The following is a 21,950-nucleotide window of genomic DNA, read 5'->3' as shown; positions in this document are numbered from 1 at the left end:
GTATCCAAAAGAGCCACAGGGTGAACTACAGATTCAACGCCTTGGAAATCGATAAACCAAGGGGATGCGGTAGAGCGTAAAGTTAAACCGGGCTTTAACGTAACTCCTGCTCCGCTAACCGCAACTTAAACCCTTCGTGCGTGGCGACAAATCCCAGCTTCTCGTAAAACCGCAACGCATCCAAACGCTGCTTGTCTGAGGTGAGCTGAACCAACTGGCAGCCTTTCTCTTGCGCCTGACCAATCGCATACTGAAACATCTGCTCACCCAGGCCCTGACCACGGTAATCGGCGAGGATCCGAACGCCTTCAATCAGGCACCGCCAGGAACCGATGTGGGTAAGATATGGAATGAAAGTCAACTGCAACATCCCCACCACCCGGTCTTGGGTCTCTGCGACCATCAATTGGTTATTGGGATCCGCCTGAATGGCCTCGAACGCCTGAAGATACTTGGCATTTAACGGCAAAGTTCCGTCTTCACGTTGTGAACCAAGTGCATCATCCTGCAGCATCAATACTAAAGTTTCGAGATCATCTTTCGTTGCTGCTCTGAATTGAATATCCAAATCATCTTCCTTCATCATGTGGTCGTTTCACCACGAACCCTTTTTCAATCCCCGCCTGAAAACCCACTTTTTCATACAAACGGTGCGCGGCGACTCGATTTTCTCCAGACAGGAGCATCACTTTATAGCAGCCCTGCTCCCAAGCCAGTGCCAGCGCCTTCTCGAGCACTTTCTGGCTCAGACCGCGACGGCGATAATCCTGCCCGGTGATCACATGTTCGATCACACCAAACGGCCTGCCAGCATTGGTCACGGTGGGGATAACCCCAAGCTGGCAGGTGGATGCCAGTTGCCCGTCGACTTCAGCGACCACCAACTGAATAGAAGGATTGGCCTGAATTTCATCCCAGTTCGATGCCAGCACCTGTTCGCTGACCACGGGATCGTGCCCCCGCAGCTCTCGGTAAAGCGCCAGCACACCACGCAAATCTTCCTTCCGGGACACTCGAATCACTTCCATGTTCACCTTGCTCCTGAATTAACAATTTTCTCTGCAAAGCACGGCATCAGCACCTGCTGCTGCCCATGTCGCCCCATCCCGCCGCCAATCACACTCGGCAGCGCAGGCATTACCCATTGAGCAAACAAACGGCGCGATTTTGAAATAAATCATCCGCTTCCAGGATCGACACGCTGCCCGGATTCACCTTAAATGCAATATAGTCCATGCTTTCAATATCAATCAGTTGAAATGCCGCAATCACGAAGGTCGCCGCAAAACCATGCGTCACAATTAACGCATCACCCGGCTGGTGCATGATCTCTTGAACACACGCTACAATTCGCGTCGCAACTTCCCGGCGGGACTCCGCACCGTCACAGATCCGGTGATCCAGCCGCTCCCCTGTGGAACTCACCGGCTGCATGAGTTCATCATGCGCGGCTTGATCCATCCCTTCGTGACGGCCAAACGACATCTCCCGCAACCTGGCATCATACAGCACATCCAGTGCCAACCCGGCAACCAACGCCTCCGTTGTCTGTACTGCGCGCTTGAGATCGGAGGAATAAACTTGCAGCTTTTCAAGCTCAAAACCATGCGCTTTGATTTTCTCGCCTAAACGAGCGGCCTGAGCGCGCCCGTGCTCCGTCAGTTCCGAATCAAACCAGCCGCCAACCTGACCATTCACAGAATGAGTCGCTTGCGTGTGCGTCACTAAACAAATTCTTTTCATCGCTTCCTTCTCCTGAGTTTGCGGGATTGCATGCCGTGATTACCGACGACAATTCCGTCTGGATCTCATCCAGAGCCCCGGGTAATGTAATGACATCAGGATGAAAATGCTTCGTATTTTTGAGTCCCCCCTTTCTGAACCGAATTTATATACCGAGACTGGGACAGTCATCACCACCCAGCCCGGGTTCATGACACCTGCGGCCCGAGCCTGAACCTTGCTCTGAGAAATAAATGAAATAATCAGTTGCATATTCTCATACAATACGTAGGATAGCTTTCTAGACGTCCAAACGTCCTTTAGCGTCCACATGGAGGATATGATGCAAAAGAATAAGAAAGTCAGTCAGTGGTTACTCGGTGCAGCATTGGTGCTGGGATTAACCGGCTGCGGCCAACAAGAAGAAGCAGTATTAAAAGTCGGCGCAACCGTCGGCCCGCATGCCCAGGTGGTGGAAGCTGTTGCCCGGGAAGCCGAAAAACAAGGATTAAAAGTGGAAGTGATCGAGTTTTCGGATTACATCACGCCTAATGCGGCACTTGCAGACGGCAGCCTGGATCTCAACAGTTACCAGCATCTGCCCTTTTTACAAACATACAATGCCAACAACGGCAGCCATTTAGTTTCTATGGGTGAGTCGATTCTGATGCGGATGGGGATCTATTCCAAAACCTTCAATAGCCTCGCCGAATTGCCGGATCATGCGCGCATTGCCATTCCGAACGATCCGACGAACGGCGGACGCGGCCTGCTGCTGTTGGCCGATGCCAATCTCATCACGCTCAAACCGGGTGTCGGCCACAAAGCGACGCTGAACGATATCGTTGAGAACCCGAAGCAGCTCGAGATCATTGAGATTGAAGCTGCCCAGTTACCACGAAGCCTCGAAGACGTAGATGCTGCCGCCATTACGATGAACTACATCATGTCATCGGGCCTGGATCCGAAAGAATTTGGCCTCTATCTGGAACCGAAAGATGCAGCGCTGGCCGTGATGGTCGTGGCCGCGCGCGAAGCCGATAAAAACAATGCCGATTACCAAAAGTTTGTGAAAATCTACCAGTCACAGCCGGTCCGTGACTTTATCCAGCAGACGTTCAACGGCACCATCGAGCCTGCTTTCCAATAACAAAGCCTGTGCGTGCATCAATGTGATCCCGGCCACCAGCCGTGTTTGAAAGTCACATGAGCGCCCACAGCAAACGCCCGCCCCGGCGCATCACATCGGAGCGGGCGTTGTTCAGAGAAATAACTGGCCGTCCCGGTAAGTCAGTGCTTCCGGACCGCTTTCGCCAATGAGCACCGGGCCGTCGAGATCGACCACCGCGGCATCCTGGGCAATAGGCAGGGCAGCCCTCATCGCCAGAGATGTGCCGAGCATACACCCGACCATCACCGATAATCCATCCTGCCGCGCGGCGGCTTTGAGCGCCAGCGCTTCGGTCAGTCCGCCGGTTTTATCCAGCTTAATATTGATCATTTCATAGCGGCCGCGAACATGCGCCAAGTCTGCCCGGGTATGACAACTCTCATCGGCACACACCGGAATCCGGTGGTCAAAGTGGCCCAAGGCATCATCATCCCCGGCCGGCAGAGGCTGCTCAATCATCGCAATAGCCAGCGGCGCGAGCGCATCAAACAGCGCAGGAAGATCCATCCCCGCCCAGGCTTCATTAGCATCTAAGATGATCCGTGCATCCGGCGCGACATCCCGGACTGCGGTCACCCGGCCGACAATGTTTTCCGCATCCAGCTTTACTTTCAGCAAGGTGGCTCCCTGAGCGACATAGTCCCGCGCTTGTCGGGCCATTTCCTGCGGTGTCCCGATGGAAACCGTCATTGCCGTTTCCAGCGCAGGCTGCAACTGAAAATAACGCGACGGAAACTGGCTGTTACATTGCCGGGCGATGAGCGACCATAAGGCGCAATCGAGCGCATTCCGGGCTGCCCCGGCCAGCAACAGGGTTTGCAGCGCCACTTTGGCCTGCTGCGCCGACAGCGCTGCCAACGTCGGGATCGCTCGTTCGATTTGCGCCAACACAGATGCGGTGTCCTCGCCATAACGGGCATAAGGTGTACATTCGGCTTCAACCGAGTACTCCCCGTCGGTGATCATCACCCGCACAATATCCAGGTGGGTTCGGGCGCCCCGGGCAATGCGAAAGGGTTTGGCAAACGGGATATGTTCGGGTTTCGCTTGGATCTGCATCAGGCACCTCGGTTAACCAGCTGTTGAATGATATTGTCCACGCCAAAGCGCACCGGATCTGTGACCGGCAGCTGATACTGCTCACGCCACTGCTCACATACAACCTCCGCTTCTTCGGTGGCGATCGCCGAGGTATTGAGGCAGATCCCGACAAATTCAGCGGCTGGATTAGTCAGTTTCGCAGCCTGAATATTTTCGGCCAGCACCGCCGAAATCTCTGGCATCGGCATGTGTGGCAGATGGCGGATATGCGACCGACCCAGCTCATGGCACAACACCAAGGCATCGGGCTGCGCCCCATGCAACAGCCCCAGGCTCACCCCGGCAAAAGATGGATTGAACAATGAGCCCTGGCCTTCAATCACATCCCACACATGCGAGTCAAAATCCGGACTAAGCGTTTCCACAGCGCCGGAGATAAAATCTGCCACCACGGCATCGACCGAAATCCCCTGCCCCTGGATCAAAATACCCGTCTGGCCGGTGGCTTTGAACCGGGCCGACAGACCAGCTTGCGTCAGGGCTTTTTCAAGTGCCAGCGCGGTATACATTTTCCCGACCGAGCAATCACTGCCCACCGTCAGCAAGCGCTTTCCGGCACGCTTTTGTCCTGTGCCCACCGCCAGCGGGGCGTCGTAGTGCCGGACGTCAAACAACTGCACCTGATTCTGCTCGGCCAGCGCACTGAGGCCGGGAATATCCCGCAAGCGCTGGTGCATGCCCGAAGCGATGTGAAAGCCCATTACCACTGCCTCTTTCAGCACCTGCTGCCAGGCCGTCGGGATCACCCCGCCAGCGTTGGCTGTGCCGATCACCAGCGTTTGAGCCCCCAGATTTTTCGCATCCACCAACGACAGATCCGGCAGCGACAGGGAGACCGTCTGCGCCGTTAAACGAAGCTGGCCGACACAACTCTCCGGGCGCCAGTGAAGAATACCGCGCGCTGTTTTTGCCGATAACGGGTCGGTCACATCCCCGAGAAACAGTAAATAAGGTTGAGGAATTTGCATCAGTGTCCATCCATGTATTCAAGTGATGTGATTAATCTAAGCACCTGAGATGAAAAGGACGAATACTTTGCTATTGGACAGGTATAACTTGAGGTTATAGCTTGAGATTATAGCTCGATATTACAGCTCGATATTACAGCTCGATATTACAGCTGCGCTTTCAGCGTCGCTTCGAACAACCGGCAGGCCGCCGAGGGGGGTTGATGAATCGCGCTGTACACCGAAACCTGTATCGGTACTGCAGGCGAGAGCTCAGCCACCGTCAGCTGAGGGTTATCGCGATGTCCTTGCGCCGTCCAGGGATCAACCAGCGCAATGCCGAGGCCGAGTTTGGCCAACTCCACCGCCGCGCTATAGCTCCGCACCGCCAGTGCGTAGTGATATTCCGGAGCGAGGGTATGGATCATATGATCGAGGATCGCCCCAAGCGGATCCCGGGTATCTAGGCCGATAATATTCACCCCGGACTGCACCACGGTTTCCAGAGTGATTGGCTCCGGCGACAGGTCGAACAGCTCGATGAACGCAACAGCCTGAACCCGTCCGGATGTCAGCACACCACAATTCAGGCCGGGCGGACAGTCATCCCCAAAAGCCACGGCGATGTCGAGTTCATGGCGGAGTAACCCCTGGCTCAATTCATCTTTATTGCCGGTGATCAGCTCTATCGACATGTTGCCTTGCCGGCTCAGTACCGCGATCACCGGCGGCAGCATCGCACTGGCCAGAATAGGCGGCGCACCGATGCGAAGGTGCTGTGCACCGCGGGCAACCTTTTGCGTCAGGGACCGGAACAGTCCCAGCTGTTGATAGATTTTTTCCGCTTCCGGCAGCAGCGCAAGCGCTTCTTGGGTCGGGATCAGGCGTCCCTTCACCCGCTCAAACAGCGCGAACCCGAGCTGTTGCTCGGTATGGGCCAGCACCCGGGTCACGTTGGGCTGGGAAACGTACAGGCTACGGGCGGCCCCGGAGACCGTACCCGCTTTCATTACCGCGTAAAAGACTTCCAGTTGCCTGAGATTCACCCGCCTTCCTCCCTGAAATCACCGGTTGTGCTGCGATCGTTTCGCGCTGATCGTTTAGAGCTGCTTGGCGAAGCTGCCTACAGCATCATCAACTTTTTGCGCGCCCATCCGGATATCACGCATCACCTGACCGGCTTCTTTCGACAACTCCAGTGCCTCTGAAGCCTGGGCCAAGCCCCGCTCGATCATCTGCACAGCATTTTCTGTCAGCTTGAGGTTCTCCGATACCACCGCCATGATCTCTTCCGTGGTCTGGCTGGTTCTCGAAGCCAGCAGACGTACCTCATCCGCAACCACGGCAAATCCCCGTCCTTGCTCACCGGCCCGGGCCGCCTCAATCGCCGCGTTCAGCGCCAGCAAGTTGGTCTGGTTGGCAATCCCGTCGATACTGCTGACCAGTTCATTGATTTTTTGCGATTGCGCATTCAACGCCTGGATCCCTTCATTCGCATCGGCCATCTGGTTGGCCAGCTCTCCCATCTTGCCGATGGTCGATTCAATCACCTGGTTCCCCTGCGTGGTTTGCTCACCGGTCGTCGCCGACACTTCGTGCGCAATCTCTGCCGCTTCCGCAATTGCGATTTCACGGTTAATCTGATCCGTGATCACCGTGGCAAACTTCACCACTTTATACAGCTCGCCGTTGGCATCATAAATCGGGTTATACGTCGCTTCCAGCCACACGGTATGACCGTAACTGTCGATCCGCTTGAAGCGATCGGATACAAACTCCCCCCGGCCCAGCTTTTCCCAGAAGGCAGTGTATTGCGGAGAGTGAACTTCCGAATGATCACAGAACATACGGTGATGTTTACCGATGATCTCCGCTTTTTTATAGCCCATGGACGTCAGGAAGTTCTGATTGGCTTCCAGAATGACGCCTTCCAGACTGAATTCAATCACGGCTGTCGAGCGGTGCAACGCTTTAATTAAATCTTCCTGCTCACGCGAGGTTTGAATGGTTCGGGTCAACTCAGATGCATAAATGTAGATATGCTTCATGCCCCCGGTCGACGTCATGATCGGTTGTAAGATAGCCCTTAGCCAGGCTTCTTCCCCATTCCCTTTCTGGATTTGTAACGCACCGTTCCAATGCCTCCCCTGCCGCACCGCATCCGACATCAACTGAAAGTGGGTTGTATTTCGGGAAGATTCCGGTACAAGTGTCGTAATATGCTTGCCTTCAACATGCTCTGCAATCAGCTGCATTTGTCTTTGAAACAACGAATTCACTGACACAATCTTGCCATTGATATCCAGTGTCACCCGAAGCATGTCCGCTTCTAAGCTGTCTTTCACTTGCGATAAGGCATGTAACTCTTCTTTAAGCCTTTGATTTTCTTTTTGTACCGATTTATTAAATAACATAAACCGCAATTTTCCTTGGCTGGGTGGTGGAGGTTCAGGGTTCGGTATCTGCACTTAAACTAGCCTTCGCGACATATGGCTTTGATCACTTGTGAAAGGCATCAAGCTGGCCTGCTTCCATCTCAACTGTGCAGACAGATGCTTAGTGTAAAGAACTCCTCTAAAACTGCACGCCTTTATGTCGTCTAGCGATATTTTTTTGACACGCAGCTCAATCTGGCGCATATAAACACCGACACGACCAACCCAAACCATCCTCTTAAGCAATAAATTGCGTTCACCATCCGGTTTTATATGTACTTACACCGACAAGAAATGCCCACGGGATCATGGAAAATCCGTAAGCCGATTTTGCACCACCAGCGCCACCAGCCTAAGCTCCCCAGCCACTAAAAAGCCCCTTTCTTCTTCGCCTGACGGATCATACTTTTGACAATCATGCGGTGAAACGGCTCGATCACCGTGATATAAGCGCGGCCCAGGGCGTTATGCATCTCGACTTTGGTGGTGACGGTCAGGGTCGCATTTGCGGTATCTTTCAACACCGAAATTCTGAAATCCAGATGCCGGTCATTTTCCCCGAGCAGTACCTCATGCGCTGTTTTCTCATACACCTTAAATATACCGATGCGCTCTTGTAACACCTGCTCCCCGTCGTTCATCGGCCCGGTTTTCAGGCCAAACGGCGTCACCAGTAGGTTACGCAGCCCCATCAGGGCTTTAATCCAATCCTGCTGGCCCTCGGTGAACAACTTGTAGGTGATATCCCAGATATCCTGATTGGGATCGTTCAGCGCAATTTCATACGCATCGGCAAATTGCGCCTTGGGAAGCGTATGTTCGAGCAACGGTGACATTGGCACAGCAACAGTTTTGATCATGATGGCATCCTCTTTTAAACAGAACCCAGAAATCCAAATACGCCGATGGGGAGCAGCAGTATCCACTGCGGCAAACGTACCCACGCGCGCTTGATCTTGAGAGATCGGCCAACGGCCAGAAACACCAAGCCAAACAGAATAAATTGACCGGAAAGCATCTGAACGGATAAAGCATCGACCGGAACATAGGCGCTGAACAGAAGCCTGGCCGCGGAAGCAAACAGCAACACGGTCACCATATGCCAGCAGGCGTAAAAGGTTCCCTTAACCCTGTCATCCATCCGGGTGCTGAAAAACGGCAGTACCGGATGAAAGTGACCGGCAATCAAATGCAAAAAAGCCGTGAATAAGGCAATCGCGCCGGAAATAAGCAAATACAGATTCAAATCAGACATTCGCTTGCTCCTCAAATAAGGTATCGATCTCAAACCGGACACACGCGCCGGCTCGCTGACACAGTTGCAGATAACCGTAATAGACGCGCTCAAGGAACAGCACCTCCTTGCTCGGATTCACCGGAAATTCACTGTATTTATGCGCGTCCACGGCCAACGACACCCCTTGTGCCATATAACTCGGATGGGCAGAAAAATCGAAGGATGCCGGGGCCAGCAGTTGATGCTGCCAAGCCAGATACTCAATGAAGAGTGCGTTGTTCTTCATCTTTTCCGGCACTCCCTGATGATTCATATACAGGCGATTGAAATAATAAATGACCTGCTCAATGTCTTGCGTCTTATAGGCTTTCAGCAGCGCCACAAACGCCGCCGCAGTATCAGGATCAACCGGGACGGTACAACCGAAATCCAGCACCACCAACCGATTGTCCTTATCGATCAGGAAGTTCCCGATATTCGGGTCGGCATGCAACATGCCATAGCGGGAAATCGAGGTAAAAAACAGATCGCACAGCGCCTGGCAGACGGCATTTCGGGCCGAGATCGGCGGGCCGCTCTCCAGCCATTCATCAATATGCAAACCAGCGACATAGGGCGAGCTCATCACGCGCTTTGAGGAATAGGCAACAATGGGCGGCAAGACGCGCAAGTTCGCAATATCACAACCGGCATAGAAGTCTGACTGTCGGCGAAATTCCAGTTCATAGTCAGTCTCCTCAATCAGCCGCAGCTCAATTTCCGGCAACATCTGCTCGAAATGAAAACGAGATGGGACCGCCTTGAGCAAGACTGACAGCGTCGCGATATCGGCGTGGATACTCTCGGCAATTCCCGGGTATTGCACCTTCACCGCCAACAAGTTGCCGTTGCAGTCTTCGGCCCGGTGAACCTGACCTAAACTTGCGGCGGCAAAGGGCGTGTAATCAAACGCTGCGAAGAGCTTTTCCGGCGGGCAGCCAAACTGGCTCATGAATACTTTTCTCACCACGGCGCGGTTGAGTCCGGGCGCGCGGTAACAGGCCTTATTGAGCGCCTCCCGGTAGGCTTCCGGGACCAGGCTATTTTCCAAGGCCAGCATTTGCGCCGCTTTCAACGCCGTGCCTTTTAAGCGGCCCAAGGCAGAAAAGATAATCTCGGCCTGCTCTGCGTCAGTCTGTTGGGTATTCAGCTTGCTCCCCCGAGGCGACAGCAGTGATTGCGTCCGGTTTTTGACCGCATTCGCTCCCAGTTTGACCGCAGTACCGGCCACAATGGCATTACGATGGATTTTACTGGTCGGAACCTTGCTCATCATTCGGCCCTTTTCCCGGTTAACCCCCGCAGCTGACCCATTTGCTTCGCCATCAGCTCAAATCCTGAAAACATATGCTGGCGCAAAAGAAACGACGCCATTTGCCCGGCTTTGCTCAGCACACCGCTGGCGAGTAAAGAAATACCAAAGTTCAGGCTCAGATCGAGCAGTTGCGTGGTATTGGTAAAATCTTCCGAATCATCCTTGAGCCAGTACATCACCATGCCGAGGTAATAATCCCAAAACAGGGACGGAATGAACTCGTGCAGGCTTTCTTCTTCGAGCACTCCCTGCGTATAAGCCTGAGACAGATAGAGCCTGATTTGATCACTGAGCTGCGATTTAATTGGCGAGACATGGCCGAATTTGGCCAAAGGCGTGAGAAAAGTCATCTCAAAGGCTTCCTGAACAAACTCGCGATACGGCAGCATCTGGGTCAGGTTGGTTTCTATGAGCAGTTGGATTTTCTCTTGCAGTGAATAACTTTCAAAATCCTCAATGGTTTGAAGTTCTTCAACCGACTTTTTCACCTGATCCGCAAAGTAGCCGTACAGCAAACTTTCTTTGTTCGGAAAGTAGTTATAAATCGTGGCATCGCCGACATTGGCTTGCTTGGCGATTTTGCGCATCGAGACATGCTTGTAGCCCTCCATGCTCATCAAATCGACCGCAGCATCCAGAATTTTCTCGCGGACCTTCTCACTTTTCTTCTTCATGAAACCACCTTATCCGAAAACACTATAGATAAAATATGATCAAATCTTGAACAGATCAATAGTGTTTTCATTAAAAAATCACCCACCCCGTCAGGCCCGGACCAAATGATTTTTCATTCAGGAGACACGTCACAGTGATTGACCGGCCATAACGGCCGACAAGCAGTGGAAAAAGACAGAGCGCAGCAAGCCGAGCATGATCGCGTCACGGGGGAGCGAGATTCGTTATTTTCAGCAGGTAGGAAATGAAGAAAGCGACAGGGCCAACGCAGCTCGAATCAAGCGAGCTGCGCGGGAAAAATCAGATGACGACGTGACGTCCGGTCGGCAGATGTTCCAGGCGCTCACCAAGCACCTCTTTCAATATTCCGAACGCCTTCATACCGGTACAGTGGCCCGTATAGAGCTTATCGATCGGATAACCCAATAACGTGCGACCAATGGCCTCAATATCCTGCGGTGTCCCACCGATACCATTGAGCAGCGGAAGCCCGACCAAGTGAAACCCGCCTACGACGGCTTTAATTCGGGTATCGGGGAACAGAGAAAGTGCAGTCTCCACCATATTCAGCACCCCATGATGCGCACAGCCTGTGAATACAACCAGGCCGTCTTCTTCTTTGACGACCATCATCAGTTCATGCTCAAAGGTATCCGGCTTGCGGCCCTGTCCCGCATCCGTAAACAGATACTGATTTCCTTTCGGCTGCTCGTATTGATGACTAAGCTCAGTAACCACAAAAACGCCCGGCAGGATCTCCGTCATCTGACTGACGAATTTCACCCGTTCTCCGGCCTTTTCCAACAGATCCTTGGCAATACCGACATTACTCTTAAAGCCGAAAGCCCGGAAGGAATACGCTGCCTCATCACAGGCCCGGAAATACACCGGCGCCTCGGCATTACAATCGAGAAAATGCGTGATGCCATTACAGTGGTCATGGTGGCGATGCGAAATGACCGCGGCATCAACTGTCTGTAGATCGATGTTCAATCGCGTAGCATTGTCACAAAATATCTGGCTACTTCCGGCATCAAATAAGATCTGTCGCCCTTGGGTTTTCACATGCAGGGACAACCCTCGTTCAACGGCAAGATCAGGTCGGTCCGCCAATCGGGAGTTATCAACTAAAGTGGTCAGTTCCATTGTCGCCTCATAATTTCAAGGTAGTATTCAAAGTTGTGCAATAAGCTCAAAGCGAACCCATACCGCTATGATGTCATTCCGTAGCCACGCGCCATGAGTATCGCTAAGAAAGGGAGCAGGAGTAACAGCGTCGCCTCAAGCCGTTTGATACGCATGATATACCTTGGAACTTGAATCTCTGGACTTTCATTTCTTCTGTGTTTCAAAAAGAATATTGTCGGTATTAAAGACATCAGTGCAATCAAGAAGAACAAACCGATCTTTACATGAAAAATGACATTACCGGTATAAAACTGGCTGGGCTTGCCGACCGAAAACCACAATATCAACCCCGCGCCCAAAGTAACGATGGCACTTAAACCATACATTGCGTCAGTAAGTACTAATTTCCTTGCCGTCTCGGCTTTGAGTTTTTCGGTAAGCAATGCATTTTCAATGGCAAGCATCGAAGCCAAAAAAATAATTCCCAGAAAATGGAGATATCTTACCCATAGCTCTTCCATGCAATCCGCTCCCTGCTTTGCTTGCGTTTAGAATAGAACACACTCTCGCACAGACATGCGACAAAGTCATGATACGGCGGTTTATTCGTTCAAGCTGGGGATATTCAAATCCCGAAACTCCATTCAAACACCCAGAAACACAAAACCCCAGCTCGGAAGCTGGGGTTTCAAATGTGTCGGAGCGCTTCGGGTTAAAGGGGGGATTTACTTCGCCCTTCGGGCCGTTGCCTGAAAACGCCTTCGGCTAGCAACGTTGTCTCGCTGCGCTCGGCTGAACCCTGTCTAGGGTTCGCACCCTATCTCTTTCTTTGCCAAGCAGTCGATGCAAAAAAGCCAGCAATTAAGCTGGCTTTTTCAATGTGGCGGAGAGATAGGGATTTGAACCCTAGATACGCTATAAACGTATGCCGGTTTTCAAGACCGGTGCTTTCAACCACTCAGCCATCTCTCCGTAAGTGCGGCGTATGATAAGACCTGACAGCGGCGCTGTAAAGTCTTAATTCAACACAAAAATTCAACCGATGAGATGTCAGCCAGATTCACGCAAAATCCGATATCTTTTAAACAAGATTCCGTCCAAATCCCCCTAATTCAAAAAAGCCGGAAGCAGTGTGCCAACGGTCAGCAGCGCCAGAGCTACGTTAAATCCTTGCTGCTTTTTCGGAGAATCCAGCAGACAGCGCATGCCGTAGCCCATATAAGCCCATAAGCTGTTCGCCATAAAACCAAACGCGGTAAACACCAACAGGATCATCAGCACTGAGGACCAGTATTGCTCGGGTAAATTGTAACTGCTGACCAGCGCCAGGCAGGCCATCCAGGCTTTGACATTGCCCAACTGAAACAAAGTCGCCTGTCGCACCGACAACGGACCGGTTTGTTTTGCCGCCATGCCGGATGCGCTTGATAGTGCCAGTTTCCCGGCCATCCACAGCATGTACCCGAGCCCGAGATAACGGAGCGCCTGATAAATTCCGGGATGCTGCGTCATCGTCGCCCCCACACCGCTGGCACACAGCACAATCAACACCATGATCCCCAGGCGGATGCCCAACAGGTGCCGAAGCGATCGCTTCATCCCGAACTGGGCGCCGGAACTGGCAAGCAAGAAATTATTCGGGCCGGGGGTAATCGCCAGCACAAAGGCGAGAACACTCATCGCCGGCATAATCTCCCATAGCGTTGCCATCATTTTCCCTTTTTCTATTTATTGAATGGCAAACAGCGTAAAAGGAACAATCGCGCCGGACCTAACAATAATGCGTCACCATGACAATTCTTCTGTTTCTTTCGTCCGGCACCCTATTTATCCTGTCCTCAGTTTCAATTGTACCCCTCGAGAGCAGGACAATGTTCATTCCCGACATCAGTAGCCGCAGCGGACCCAAGTACATGGCTCTGGCCGACGCTTTTGCCGAAGCCATCGAAAGCAGCGAGCTCGAAGCGCACGCCAAGCTCCCACCGCAACGCATTCTGTCCTATCGGCTGGGTGTGACGGTCGGCACCGTGACCCGGGCCTATCAGGAGCTGGAGCACCGGGGCCTGGTCGCTCCCAAAGTCGGCAGCGGCACTTATGTCAAAGATCGCCACCATGAGTCGCGGGCGTTTTATCACCCGGTAACCACCAAAAGCGGCATCGATCTGGCGATTTGTCGCCCCCTGCTGATCAACCAGCAGCAGCATCTCTCCCGGACACTCCAGGATCTCTCCCTCGAACCGATTGCCCAGCGCGCGGTGTTGGATTATTGCAGTGCGGAAGGCTTACAAGGCCACAACCAGACGCTGCAACACTGGCTGGGACAGCGCTTCAAATACGAGATGGACAGCCGCCGTTTGCTCTGGACCTATGGCGGTCAGCACGGACTGTCGGTGCTGGTTCAGGCACTCACGCGCCCGAAAGAGACGATTCTGGTCGAAGGGTTGTGTTACCCGGAGTTTCTTCATAGCTGTCAGCAGTCTGAGCGAAAGCTGGTGCCGATCCGGCTCGATGCGCAGGGGATCATTCCGGAGGATCTGGAGCTACAATGCCAGCGGCACAAGCCCCGTTTATTGTATTTAACACCGGCCATCCAAAATCCGACCGGAGCCTGCCTCAGCGACAGCCGACGGCTTCGGGTGATCGAAATCTGCCGGCGACACCAGGTACTGATCATTGAAGATGACGTACTCTATTGCCCGCCGGAGCACCGGCGAACACCGCTGGTTGCGATTGCGCCCGATATCACCCTGTTTGTCGGCAGTTTCTCGAAGTATTTTTCCGGCGGCTTACGGGTCGGATATATCATTATGCCGCGCTCGCTATCCCTGCCGATGCAGCGAGCTCTGCGCGCGAGTTGCATGCATATCAGCCCGCTCATGATTGACTTGGTCTGCCGGTGGCTGACCAACGGCGCGATGGATGCCGTTGATCAGGAAATTGCCGCTGAGCTGAAAGCGCGTCACCGCATTTTGCAGCAAATTTTTCCCGGCGCAGGCCATGGGGCCGTGCCGGGGTTCAATGTCTGGATCCCGTTACCGGCACCACTCACCGGACGCCAGTTGAGCCACCAGCTCAAGCAAGATGGCGTGCATGTTCGCGAAGCCGAAATGTTCGCAGTCGATCACTATCCGGCCCCGGCGGCGATCCGGGTCTCACTGACCGGCCCGACCAGCCGCACGCAACTCAAATCCGGCCTGGAAGTGATCCGGACGCAGATTCAATCCGCTTCGGCGCATGCCGAGGATCCTTGATTCCCGGACATCGCACCACCTTGCGCCACTTCCTGATGTAGCCAGTCGGTAAACGCCTGGATCCGGGCTCGGCGGGATGAATGAGGATCATGATAGACGGTATACCGGACCCCGGGGGTCATGCCGATATCAAATGGTTTCACCAGCAGACCGCGCTCGATAAAATCACCGGCCAGGCTTTCGGTGCCCAGACACGCACCATGGCCGGCCATCACCGCACTCAGCCCCATATCAAAGGTGCTGACTTCCATCCACTGCACCTGCGCGTCGGGCATCGTGACACCGGCAATGTTAAACCATCGCTCCCAGGTGAAACTTTTCGTTTCCACCCCGTGGATCAACCAGCACTTCAGTAATTGCGCCGGATGTTCCAGTTTCAGTGACTGTGCCAGCTCCGGCGAGCAAATCGGATAAACCGGCTCTTCGTACAAAATGGTCTGCTCAATGCCTTCCCCCAGTTGCCTGTCGTACCCCTGGCGGATCGCAACATCAATGCTGCCGTATTTGATCTCCGGATCTTCCGTGGTGGCATAGACCCGGATCGGAATATTGGGGTGAAGCATGGTGAACTTCCACAGCTTCGGCATCAGCCAGCGCGAGGCAAACGACGGGGTCGTGTTCACCGCCAGCATCCCTTCCACCGGCTCAGACTGAATGGCATTTAAGCCAGAAAGAATATGTTCAAAGCCGGATGTGACCTGTTGATACAACGTCTGCCCTTTGCGGGTGAGCATCATGTCCCGCCCCTGGCGGAAAAACAATTTACAGTGTAAGCCGTCTTCCAACAGCCGGATTTTCTGACTTACTGCCGCCTGGCTGACGTGAAGTTCCTGCGCCGCTTTACTGTAGCTGCTCAGCCTTGCTGCCGATTCAAAATAGCGCAGCCCGGCCAGCCAACGTAATCGATTATCCATAACCTGTACTTATATTAACTGTAATCATTCATCGTTCGTGTTTGCGCGCCATCATGCCCATACTTTGTCCAGAAAGTCACGCAGAGAAAGGAACGTATGATGATAAAAGTCGCGATAAATTGGGATCTGGAATTCAGCATTTCACTGCCAACCTGGTATTTTTCCTGGAAAAAACGGATGCATCACCTGACGAGTCAGCCTGTCAATGGTGCCATTTCCGAGCATTTAAAACGCGACATCGGCATTGCACCATCAATACCGGCCTCTCGGCATTACCTGGAGTATTTATAACACATAATTATTGAGTAAGGTTTACGGAGGGATGACGGACAGCGCTCTCCGAACCCCTTCAACATACACCGGAAACTGAGCGATATTGTTATGATCGGCCCCTTGCACCACCACAACGTTCTTCAGTTGCGAGCCAAAAGCCGCGACCAAGTGTTCAGCGCTTTCACGTGGGATCACGCGGTCCTGCTCGGCAATAAAGATAAATGTCTTGGCCCGGATGGCATGAACCCGCTCAATCGAAGCGAACCTGTCTTTAATCAGCAGGGAGATCGGCAGCATCCAGTAAATGGTTTTCGCAACCTGCTCGATACTGTCGAACGGGGTGACGAGCAGCAACCGATCAACCCGATCAGGCTGTTCCGCCGCCACATATGTGGCCACGCCGGAGCCCAAACTACGTCCCATCAGGGCGATAAAGGGATGATTTTCACTCACCGCCTGAAACACGCCCATTGCATCCTGATACAACCCCAACTCCGTCGGCTGACCCGGGTTATTGCCATAACCCCGGTACGGGATCAGATACACACTGTAGTCCGGCACCACAGCCCGAAAGAAAGGAATATTCATCTCAATGCTTTCCGCATTGCCGCCGTAATAAATCAGCGCCCGTGACTGTCCGGGGTTGATCACCCAGCCCTGAAGAACCCGATCATCCAGCTGAAAACGAATGTTTTCCTCACCAAACTGCGCGCTGGCCGGTTGCGGAAAATACAGAAACTGTCGCTGCAAGGAACAACACGTCATAACCAATACCGTATAACCCACGACTCCCCAGACAAATACCCTTTTCATCAATTCCCGCGCCCCCTGAACCTGCGGGTGGCCTCGCCTTTATAGACCCAGAGATAAAGCAGGAGATAGAGAAGCAGATTGAGTGTAAACACCGCGAGTCCGACCCAAAGCTGCGTCGCATGACTCAGCCCCGGCGGATAAATGATCGGCAGCAGGTAATGGTCGATAAAGCCACCGGGGTAACCCGATTGCCCCGCCATCATTCGCAGCCGGTTTTCCAGCGGCGTCAGCGGGCAAATCCAGCCCATCAGGCTAAGCACCAACACCCAAATCACCGCCGGCACATGCAACCAGGCAATGGCACGGCGCCACCACAGCAGGACACCCCCAAAGACGACGAACACAATAAACAGAAGGTGTAAAATAACAACAATATCGGCCATTACCCGGTAGACCATCAGTCCAGTCTTTCCCAATCGTCTCAGACAAATTACATCAAGCTCTCTGATCACTGTAGTGCAAATCGACCCAGAGTTATCCACCGGCGCTGAAGGTCTTCAACTTTATACCGACCCAGAATTCGGGCATTCCAGCGATTATCAACAGTTGCTGGGGATAATATTGTTCTGCGGGTTCAGGCACAAAGCGGATGGAAACGAGCCAAGGGGCAGACAAAGGAGGCTGGTAAAGAGGAGTGTAAAAAGAGAGTAGGATGAGATGCAGATAAACTTCAACAGAGGGCCAGAAGCAGCAACTGGCAAATTTAGGCGTTTGTGGGGATATCCCTACTCATTCATACCCTACCACGTCCCGGGTATTGAATGAGTCAGGTTGCCATGCTGAGCAGCAATCAGCAGAAGAAAACTTGTCCGATAAAACAATTAAAGATGATGAAAATCAACCTTGTAGTGAACGATTGGCACGAATCGCAAACTGATTTCGGTCGTAATCCATCTGGTTAGAAAACAGCGAGAAAAAGTGGCGTAGTTGTTTCATAGTCGGCTCCTGAGTTTCACAATCGTTGAGAAGTGCGCTTTGACGGTTGAGGCGACGAAAACCACCTGCTCAACACGACACCGCCGCATCAAAAGTGAAAGTAAATTCCGTAATTAACTTTCAAAACAAATATAATTCAGCTCTGAAATGTGATCAAGATCTATTTTGTGTTTTTTGATGACATTCAGTGACATCCGTCCGTCCCCCCTTTCCGCGAACCTGACCCGGAGCTTCGGGTAACCGCATCGCCTCATTCAAAAGACCCCCGAAAATATTCCCTTTAACGGTGAAAACACTCCCGATTCGGGCAGAAACCAAATTCCAACGGCATTAACGTATGGCGAACGTTTTTCTGATTTCAGGAACATGACAATGCAAGCGAATGCTTTCAGTAGCTTAAAGTGGTTACTCCGTGTCAGCGGCAGCCAACAAACCCTGCTCGCCGCAGCCACTCTCTGTACTTTGCTCCAGGTGCTGCTCAACCTGGTTCCACCCGTGGTGATCTACCTGATTATCGACGGCCTGCACACGGCACAGCTCACCGAAGCCGAGGTGATGACTTATACCCTGATCGCCGTCGGTGCGGCGCTGGCCAAATACCTGTTGATGTTTACTGCCGCCCTATTTTCCCACCACGCGGCATTTCGTCTGGTGGCGGCTATCAAAACCCAGCTCACCGCACGTCTGATGCATCTGCCTCTGGCGTTTTTTGATCAGAACCGCAGCGCCGATCTACGTCAGGTGATTGATGAAGATGTCGATCGCATCGAACTGTTCGTGGCGCATCATCTCAACGATCTCGCGGCTGCCTTACTGACGCCGGTTCTGGCCGCCGTGGTCTTGTTCTGGTTTGACTGGCGACTGGCTTTGGTGGCGCTGGTGCCAATCCCGCTGGCGCTGGGTATGCAAAGTGTGATGTACCGGGGCTTTGGAGAAAAAGCGAATCGCTATTACGAGGCGCTGGCCGAAATGAACCGGCAAAGTACACAACTGATCCGCAGCGTAACGGCACTGCGGATGTTCACCCATGCCGGTGGGGGAATGAACCCTTTAAGAACCAGTGTGCAGCGCTACAGTGTGATTGTCGGTGACTGGATGCGCGAAGCCAGTTGGCCGTTTGCCATTCTGAAAGTCGCGCTGGATTTCAGTCTGGTGCTTCTGTTGCCGGTTGCCGCCTGGATGACGCTGAACCATGAACTGAGCCTGGGCGGATTTGTGCTGTTTATGATGCTCGGTCTGACCCTGACCGAGCCGTTTTACAACCTGATGATGTTTACCGGCAACCTCAACCAGATCATGCAGGGCGTCAGCCGGATCAACGCTGTGGAGCAAGCCGAAACCAGCGAACACGGACAAGCACCATTCCCGACACCGTTGCACACCATCCACACAGAACAGCTCTCGTACTGTTTCCCCGGACGCGCGACACCTGCTGTTGAGGCCGTGTCGCTGGCTATCCGTGCCGGTGAAAAAATTGCCATTGTCGGTGGCTCCGGCTCAGGAAAAAGTACCCTGATGAAACTCCTGAGCGGATACCTCAAACCACAGCAAGGTACCATTGCCTTTGATGGCAAGCCCGTCACCGCCTATCGCGAGCAGGATTTTTACCGTCAGGTTGGCATTGTGATGCAAACCAACCACATCTTCGACACAACGCTGCGGGAGAATCTGGCGATGGGACAACCGGTCGACGACGCGCAAATCTGGCAGGCACTCTCACAAGCCGAGGCCCGGGATTTCGTGCAGCGGCTGCCGCAGGAACTGGATACCGCCATTGGCGGCCATCAGGTCAAACTCAGTGGCGGAGAGAAGCAGCGTCTGGCTATTGCGCGACAGCTCCTGAAATCGCCCGAAGTGTATCTCTTCGATGAAGCCACCAGCTTTTTTGACCCGCTGATTGAGGTCAACATGCTTTCACGTCTGTTTTCCGCATTGGAAGACAAAACGTTTCTGTTTGTCACCCACCGGATTGCGATGGCCCAGAAAGCGGATCGCATTGTGGTGATGGATCAGGGCAAAGTCGTAGGATTCGATCGCCATGACGTGCTGCTACAACGCTGTCCCGAATACCAGCAGCTGGTTGCTATCCATCACCAAACTCAGGCAACCGTATCGAAGGAGCCGACTTATGCTTAGTCTCTTGCGTGATCTCCCGGTTTTTGCGACCCGAGATCTGACCAAAAGTGTCTCTCTGGCCATGCTGGAAGGGATCTGCCTCGGGTTGCCCTACGGGCTGTTTATCCATCTGGTTCAGCAACTGGTGAACGGCAACCCGGATGCAAGTACCATCCTGATGACCACCTTAGCCATTGCGACCATCTTACTGTTCCGGGCATTCATCACCCGGATGAGTATTGTGCACACCGGCACCATAACCTACACCACCTGTGCAGCGTTGCGGGAATCCCTCGCCGGGCATTTCTTTAAAGTCCCGCTGGGATTTTTCGAGCAGCACGACAGCGGCCGACTGAGCCAGAGTATGAATAAGGATGTCGAGTTTACCGAATCGATTTTCTCTCACCATTTCGCGCAGGTGATCGCTTCAATCAGCCTGCTCGTCACCGTCGCGGTATGCCTGCTGATCTATGACTGGCGTCTGGCGGTCAGCTTGCTGGCCGGTGTCCCGATTGCTGTTCTGCTTCAGGTCACCATGCGGCATCAGGCGAACCGGGTGTCTCAAAACCTGCTCCAGCAGATTGCCACCAACAACCGCAGTATCATGGACTGGATTTTAGGGATCCGTGACATCAAGCAAAGCGGCAACGGGGCCGCCCTGTTTCCCAAACTCCAGGCGACAATCGAGAAAACCCGCCAAACCAGCCTACGTCATGAAATCCGGGTGGGTCTGGTACCGGTCCTGTTTATTCTGTTCTCTGAAGCCGGATTTCTGGTCTTCCTGCTGGTCGGACTCGACTTATACTTCTCCCAACACGTCGAACTGAGCGTCTTTCTGGTCTTTCTGATCGCTTCCGTGCGCATTTATCGCTCACTGACGCAAGTTGCCCTGACAATGGCCGAATCTCGATTCATGCAGCAAGCCGCTAAACGGATCACCGCCCTGCTCGACAGCGACCCGATCCAAACCGACGAGCAAGATATCGCGATCCAGGGCACAGTGTCCGTCCGTCACCTCAGCTTCCGTTATCCCGGCCGGGCGCAACCCGTGCTGGAACAAATTAACTTTGAAGCCAGACCCGGCACCTTAACCGCGATTGTCGGTCCGTCCGGCTCCGGCAAAAGTACCCTGCTGCACCTGCTCGCCCGGTTCTGGCAGGTTGAGCGCGATCAGATCCAGTACGATGGCCACAGCATCCATGCATTTTCCGATGCCGCCCTCTATCGCCAGGTCGCCCTGGTCAGCCAGGATATCCACCTGCTGGATGACACCGTTTTCAACAACCTCAGCCTGGTTCGTCCGGAACTGACGAAAGACGAGATTTACCGGGCGTGCCACATGGCGCAATGCCATGATTTCATTTGTCAGTTACCGCAAGGCTACGACACCCAAATCGGGGAAGCCGGTGGTGCAATCTCCGGGGGTGAGAAACAGCGGATTGCCCTGGCGCGCGCCATCCTCAGCGATGCCCGGGTGATCCTGCTTGATGAAATCAGCGCGGCACTGGATGTGCGTAACGAAGCTGCCCTGCTGAATCTGCTGGCCGAGCTGAAACAGGACAAAACCCTGATCTCTATCTCGCATCGGGAAAGCATGGTCACTCATGCCGATCAGGTGATTTATCTGGTCCACGGCCAGCAAGAAGGTGCCGCAACGCATCAGCAGTTGTTAGCCCAACGGCCGGATTACCGGCAGTTCTGGCATCATCAGCTCACTGAGCCCGCTCCGGTCAGAGAACCCTGCCGTGAATAGACGGCGTCATCCGCGCATCTGTCACCTTGGCCCGCAACTGTCACCTTGGCACGCAACTGGTCGCCTGAAAAATTCGTAGCTAATCGTTTCGGGCCAGGGGACAGACACAGAACCGGGGGCTAGCC

Annotated in this window: 22 protein-coding genes and 1 tRNA gene; 5 read left to right on the top strand and 18 right to left on the bottom strand. The window is 53.5% G+C overall.

What is annotated here, in order from left to right:
* Positions 1-94: 94 nt before the first annotated feature.
* The 3 genes from VV869_RS14325 to VV869_RS14315 form a co-directional block, all read right to left on the bottom strand.
* Positions 95-586, bottom strand: a complete 492-nt coding sequence (locus VV869_RS14325; protein WP_443147320.1) for a GNAT family N-acetyltransferase — start codon at positions 584-586, stop codon at positions 95-97.
* A complete protein-coding gene (locus VV869_RS14320) occupies positions 570-1,028 on the bottom strand; it encodes a GNAT family N-acetyltransferase (protein WP_337735595.1) in 459 nt (152 codons plus the stop codon). Before VV869_RS14320 ends, VV869_RS14325 begins: the two co-directional genes overlap by 17 nt.
* 109 nt (positions 1,029-1,137) lie before the next feature.
* Complete coding sequence (locus VV869_RS14315; RefSeq protein WP_337735594.1) at positions 1,138-1,743, bottom strand: histidine phosphatase family protein; 606 nt, start codon at positions 1,741-1,743, stop codon at positions 1,138-1,140.
* Between the two features lie 322 nt (positions 1,744-2,065).
* Here VV869_RS14315 and VV869_RS14310 point away from each other — a divergent pair, with 322 nt between their 5' ends.
* The gene (locus VV869_RS14310) at positions 2,066-2,872 is read left to right on the top strand and encodes a MetQ/NlpA family ABC transporter substrate-binding protein (protein WP_337735690.1); all 807 of its coding nucleotides are present in this window, start codon (positions 2,066-2,068) and stop codon (positions 2,870-2,872) included.
* 111 nt (positions 2,873-2,983) lie between these two features.
* Here the strand turns inward: VV869_RS14310 and dgcA are convergent, their stop codons facing one another.
* From dgcA to VV869_RS14250, 12 genes are all read right to left on the bottom strand, one after another.
* Positions 2,984-3,952, bottom strand: coding sequence for an N-acetyl-D-Glu racemase DgcA (gene dgcA, locus VV869_RS14305; protein ID WP_337735593.1), 969 nt, complete (start codon positions 3,950-3,952; stop codon positions 2,984-2,986).
* Positions 3,952-4,962, bottom strand: coding sequence for an N-acetyltransferase DgcN (gene dgcN, locus VV869_RS14300; protein WP_337735592.1), 1,011 nt, complete (start codon positions 4,960-4,962; stop codon positions 3,952-3,954). The genes dgcA and dgcN overlap by 1 nt, the downstream gene beginning before the upstream one ends.
* A 146-nt stretch (positions 4,963-5,108) precedes the next feature.
* Positions 5,109-5,987 carry a LysR family transcriptional regulator gene (locus tag VV869_RS14295; protein ID WP_337735591.1) on the bottom strand — a complete coding sequence of 293 codons (879 nt, stop codon included), beginning with the start codon at positions 5,985-5,987 and terminating at the stop codon, positions 5,109-5,111.
* 54 nt (positions 5,988-6,041) lie between these two features.
* The gene (locus VV869_RS14290; protein ID WP_337735590.1) at positions 6,042-7,355 is read right to left on the bottom strand and encodes a methyl-accepting chemotaxis protein; all 1,314 of its coding nucleotides are present in this window, start codon (positions 7,353-7,355) and stop codon (positions 6,042-6,044) included.
* A gap of 389 nt (positions 7,356-7,744) precedes the next feature.
* Positions 7,745-8,236 (bottom strand): DUF2867 domain-containing protein, encoded by a 492-nt coding sequence (locus VV869_RS14285; protein WP_337735589.1) that lies wholly within the window; start codon positions 8,234-8,236, stop codon positions 7,745-7,747.
* A gap of 14 nt (positions 8,237-8,250) precedes the next feature.
* Positions 8,251-8,631, bottom strand: a complete 381-nt coding sequence (locus tag VV869_RS14280; RefSeq protein WP_337735588.1) for a hypothetical protein — start codon at positions 8,629-8,631, stop codon at positions 8,251-8,253.
* Positions 8,624-9,928 carry an ABC1 kinase family protein gene (locus VV869_RS14275; RefSeq protein ID WP_337735587.1) on the bottom strand — a complete coding sequence of 435 codons (1,305 nt, stop codon included), beginning with the start codon at positions 9,926-9,928 and terminating at the stop codon, positions 8,624-8,626. The genes VV869_RS14280 and VV869_RS14275 overlap by 8 nt, the downstream gene beginning before the upstream one ends.
* Positions 9,925-10,641, bottom strand: a complete 717-nt coding sequence (locus tag VV869_RS14270) for a TetR/AcrR family transcriptional regulator (RefSeq protein WP_337735586.1) — start codon at positions 10,639-10,641, stop codon at positions 9,925-9,927. Before VV869_RS14270 ends, VV869_RS14275 begins: the two co-directional genes overlap by 4 nt.
* 301 nt (positions 10,642-10,942) lie before the next feature.
* The gene (locus tag VV869_RS14265) at positions 10,943-11,788 is read right to left on the bottom strand and encodes an MBL fold metallo-hydrolase (RefSeq protein ID WP_337735585.1); all 846 of its coding nucleotides are present in this window, start codon (positions 11,786-11,788) and stop codon (positions 10,943-10,945) included.
* Between the two features lie 65 nt (positions 11,789-11,853).
* Positions 11,854-12,291, bottom strand: a complete 438-nt coding sequence (locus tag VV869_RS14260) for a DUF2214 family protein (RefSeq protein WP_337735584.1) — start codon at positions 12,289-12,291, stop codon at positions 11,854-11,856.
* Between the two features lie 360 nt (positions 12,292-12,651).
* Positions 12,652-12,742: transfer RNA gene (locus tag VV869_RS14255), tRNA-Ser, on the bottom strand.
* A gap of 135 nt (positions 12,743-12,877) precedes the next feature.
* Positions 12,878-13,483, bottom strand: a complete 606-nt coding sequence (locus tag VV869_RS14250; RefSeq protein WP_337735583.1) for a LysE family translocator — start codon at positions 13,481-13,483, stop codon at positions 12,878-12,880.
* A gap of 158 nt (positions 13,484-13,641) precedes the next feature.
* On the opposite strand from VV869_RS14250, the gene VV869_RS14245 reads away from it, so the two are divergent.
* Positions 13,642-15,021, top strand: a complete 1,380-nt coding sequence (locus tag VV869_RS14245; RefSeq protein ID WP_337735582.1) for an aminotransferase-like domain-containing protein — start codon at positions 13,642-13,644, stop codon at positions 15,019-15,021.
* On the opposite strand, the gene VV869_RS14240 is transcribed toward VV869_RS14245, so the two are convergent.
* Complete coding sequence (locus tag VV869_RS14240; RefSeq protein WP_337735581.1) at positions 14,988-15,935, bottom strand: LysR substrate-binding domain-containing protein; 948 nt, start codon at positions 15,933-15,935, stop codon at positions 14,988-14,990. The two genes, VV869_RS14245 and VV869_RS14240, sit on opposite strands and share 34 nt — an antisense overlap.
* Before the next feature lie 96 nt (positions 15,936-16,031).
* Here VV869_RS14240 and VV869_RS14235 point away from each other — a divergent pair, with 96 nt between their 5' ends.
* Complete coding sequence (locus VV869_RS14235) at positions 16,032-16,226, top strand: hypothetical protein (RefSeq protein WP_337735580.1); 195 nt, start codon at positions 16,032-16,034, stop codon at positions 16,224-16,226.
* A 21-nt stretch (positions 16,227-16,247) separates the two neighbouring features.
* Here VV869_RS14235 and VV869_RS14230 read toward each other — a convergent pair whose 3' ends face one another.
* Together VV869_RS14230 and VV869_RS14225 are read right to left on the bottom strand one after the other, a co-directional pair.
* A complete protein-coding gene (locus VV869_RS14230; protein WP_337735579.1) occupies positions 16,248-16,973 on the bottom strand; it encodes an alpha/beta hydrolase in 726 nt (241 codons plus the stop codon).
* A gap of 47 nt (positions 16,974-17,020) precedes the next feature.
* Positions 17,021-17,404: a DUF2784 domain-containing protein gene (locus VV869_RS14225; protein WP_337735578.1), complete on the bottom strand. Its 384-nt coding sequence runs from the start codon at positions 17,402-17,404 to the stop codon at positions 17,021-17,023.
* A 925-nt stretch (positions 17,405-18,329) separates the two neighbouring features.
* On the opposite strand from VV869_RS14225, the gene VV869_RS14220 reads away from it, so the two are divergent.
* Both VV869_RS14220 and VV869_RS14215 read left to right on the top strand, forming a co-directional pair.
* Positions 18,330-20,093 (top strand): ABC transporter ATP-binding protein, encoded by a 1,764-nt coding sequence (locus VV869_RS14220; RefSeq protein ID WP_337735577.1) that lies wholly within the window; start codon positions 18,330-18,332, stop codon positions 20,091-20,093.
* Positions 20,086-21,825, top strand: coding sequence for an ABC transporter ATP-binding protein (locus tag VV869_RS14215; protein ID WP_337735576.1), 1,740 nt, complete (start codon positions 20,086-20,088; stop codon positions 21,823-21,825). Before VV869_RS14220 ends, VV869_RS14215 begins: the two co-directional genes overlap by 8 nt.
* The last annotated feature ends 125 nt before the right edge of the window (positions 21,826-21,950 follow it).

Origin of the sequence: Photobacterium sp. MCCC 1A19761 (genome assembly GCF_037389125.1) — a bacterium.
In the GTDB taxonomy this organism is placed as follows: Bacteria; Pseudomonadota; Gammaproteobacteria; order Enterobacterales; family Vibrionaceae; genus Photobacterium.
Note: the sequence above shows the minus strand (reverse complement) of the source record. Positions and strands in the feature narration are given on the sequence as shown.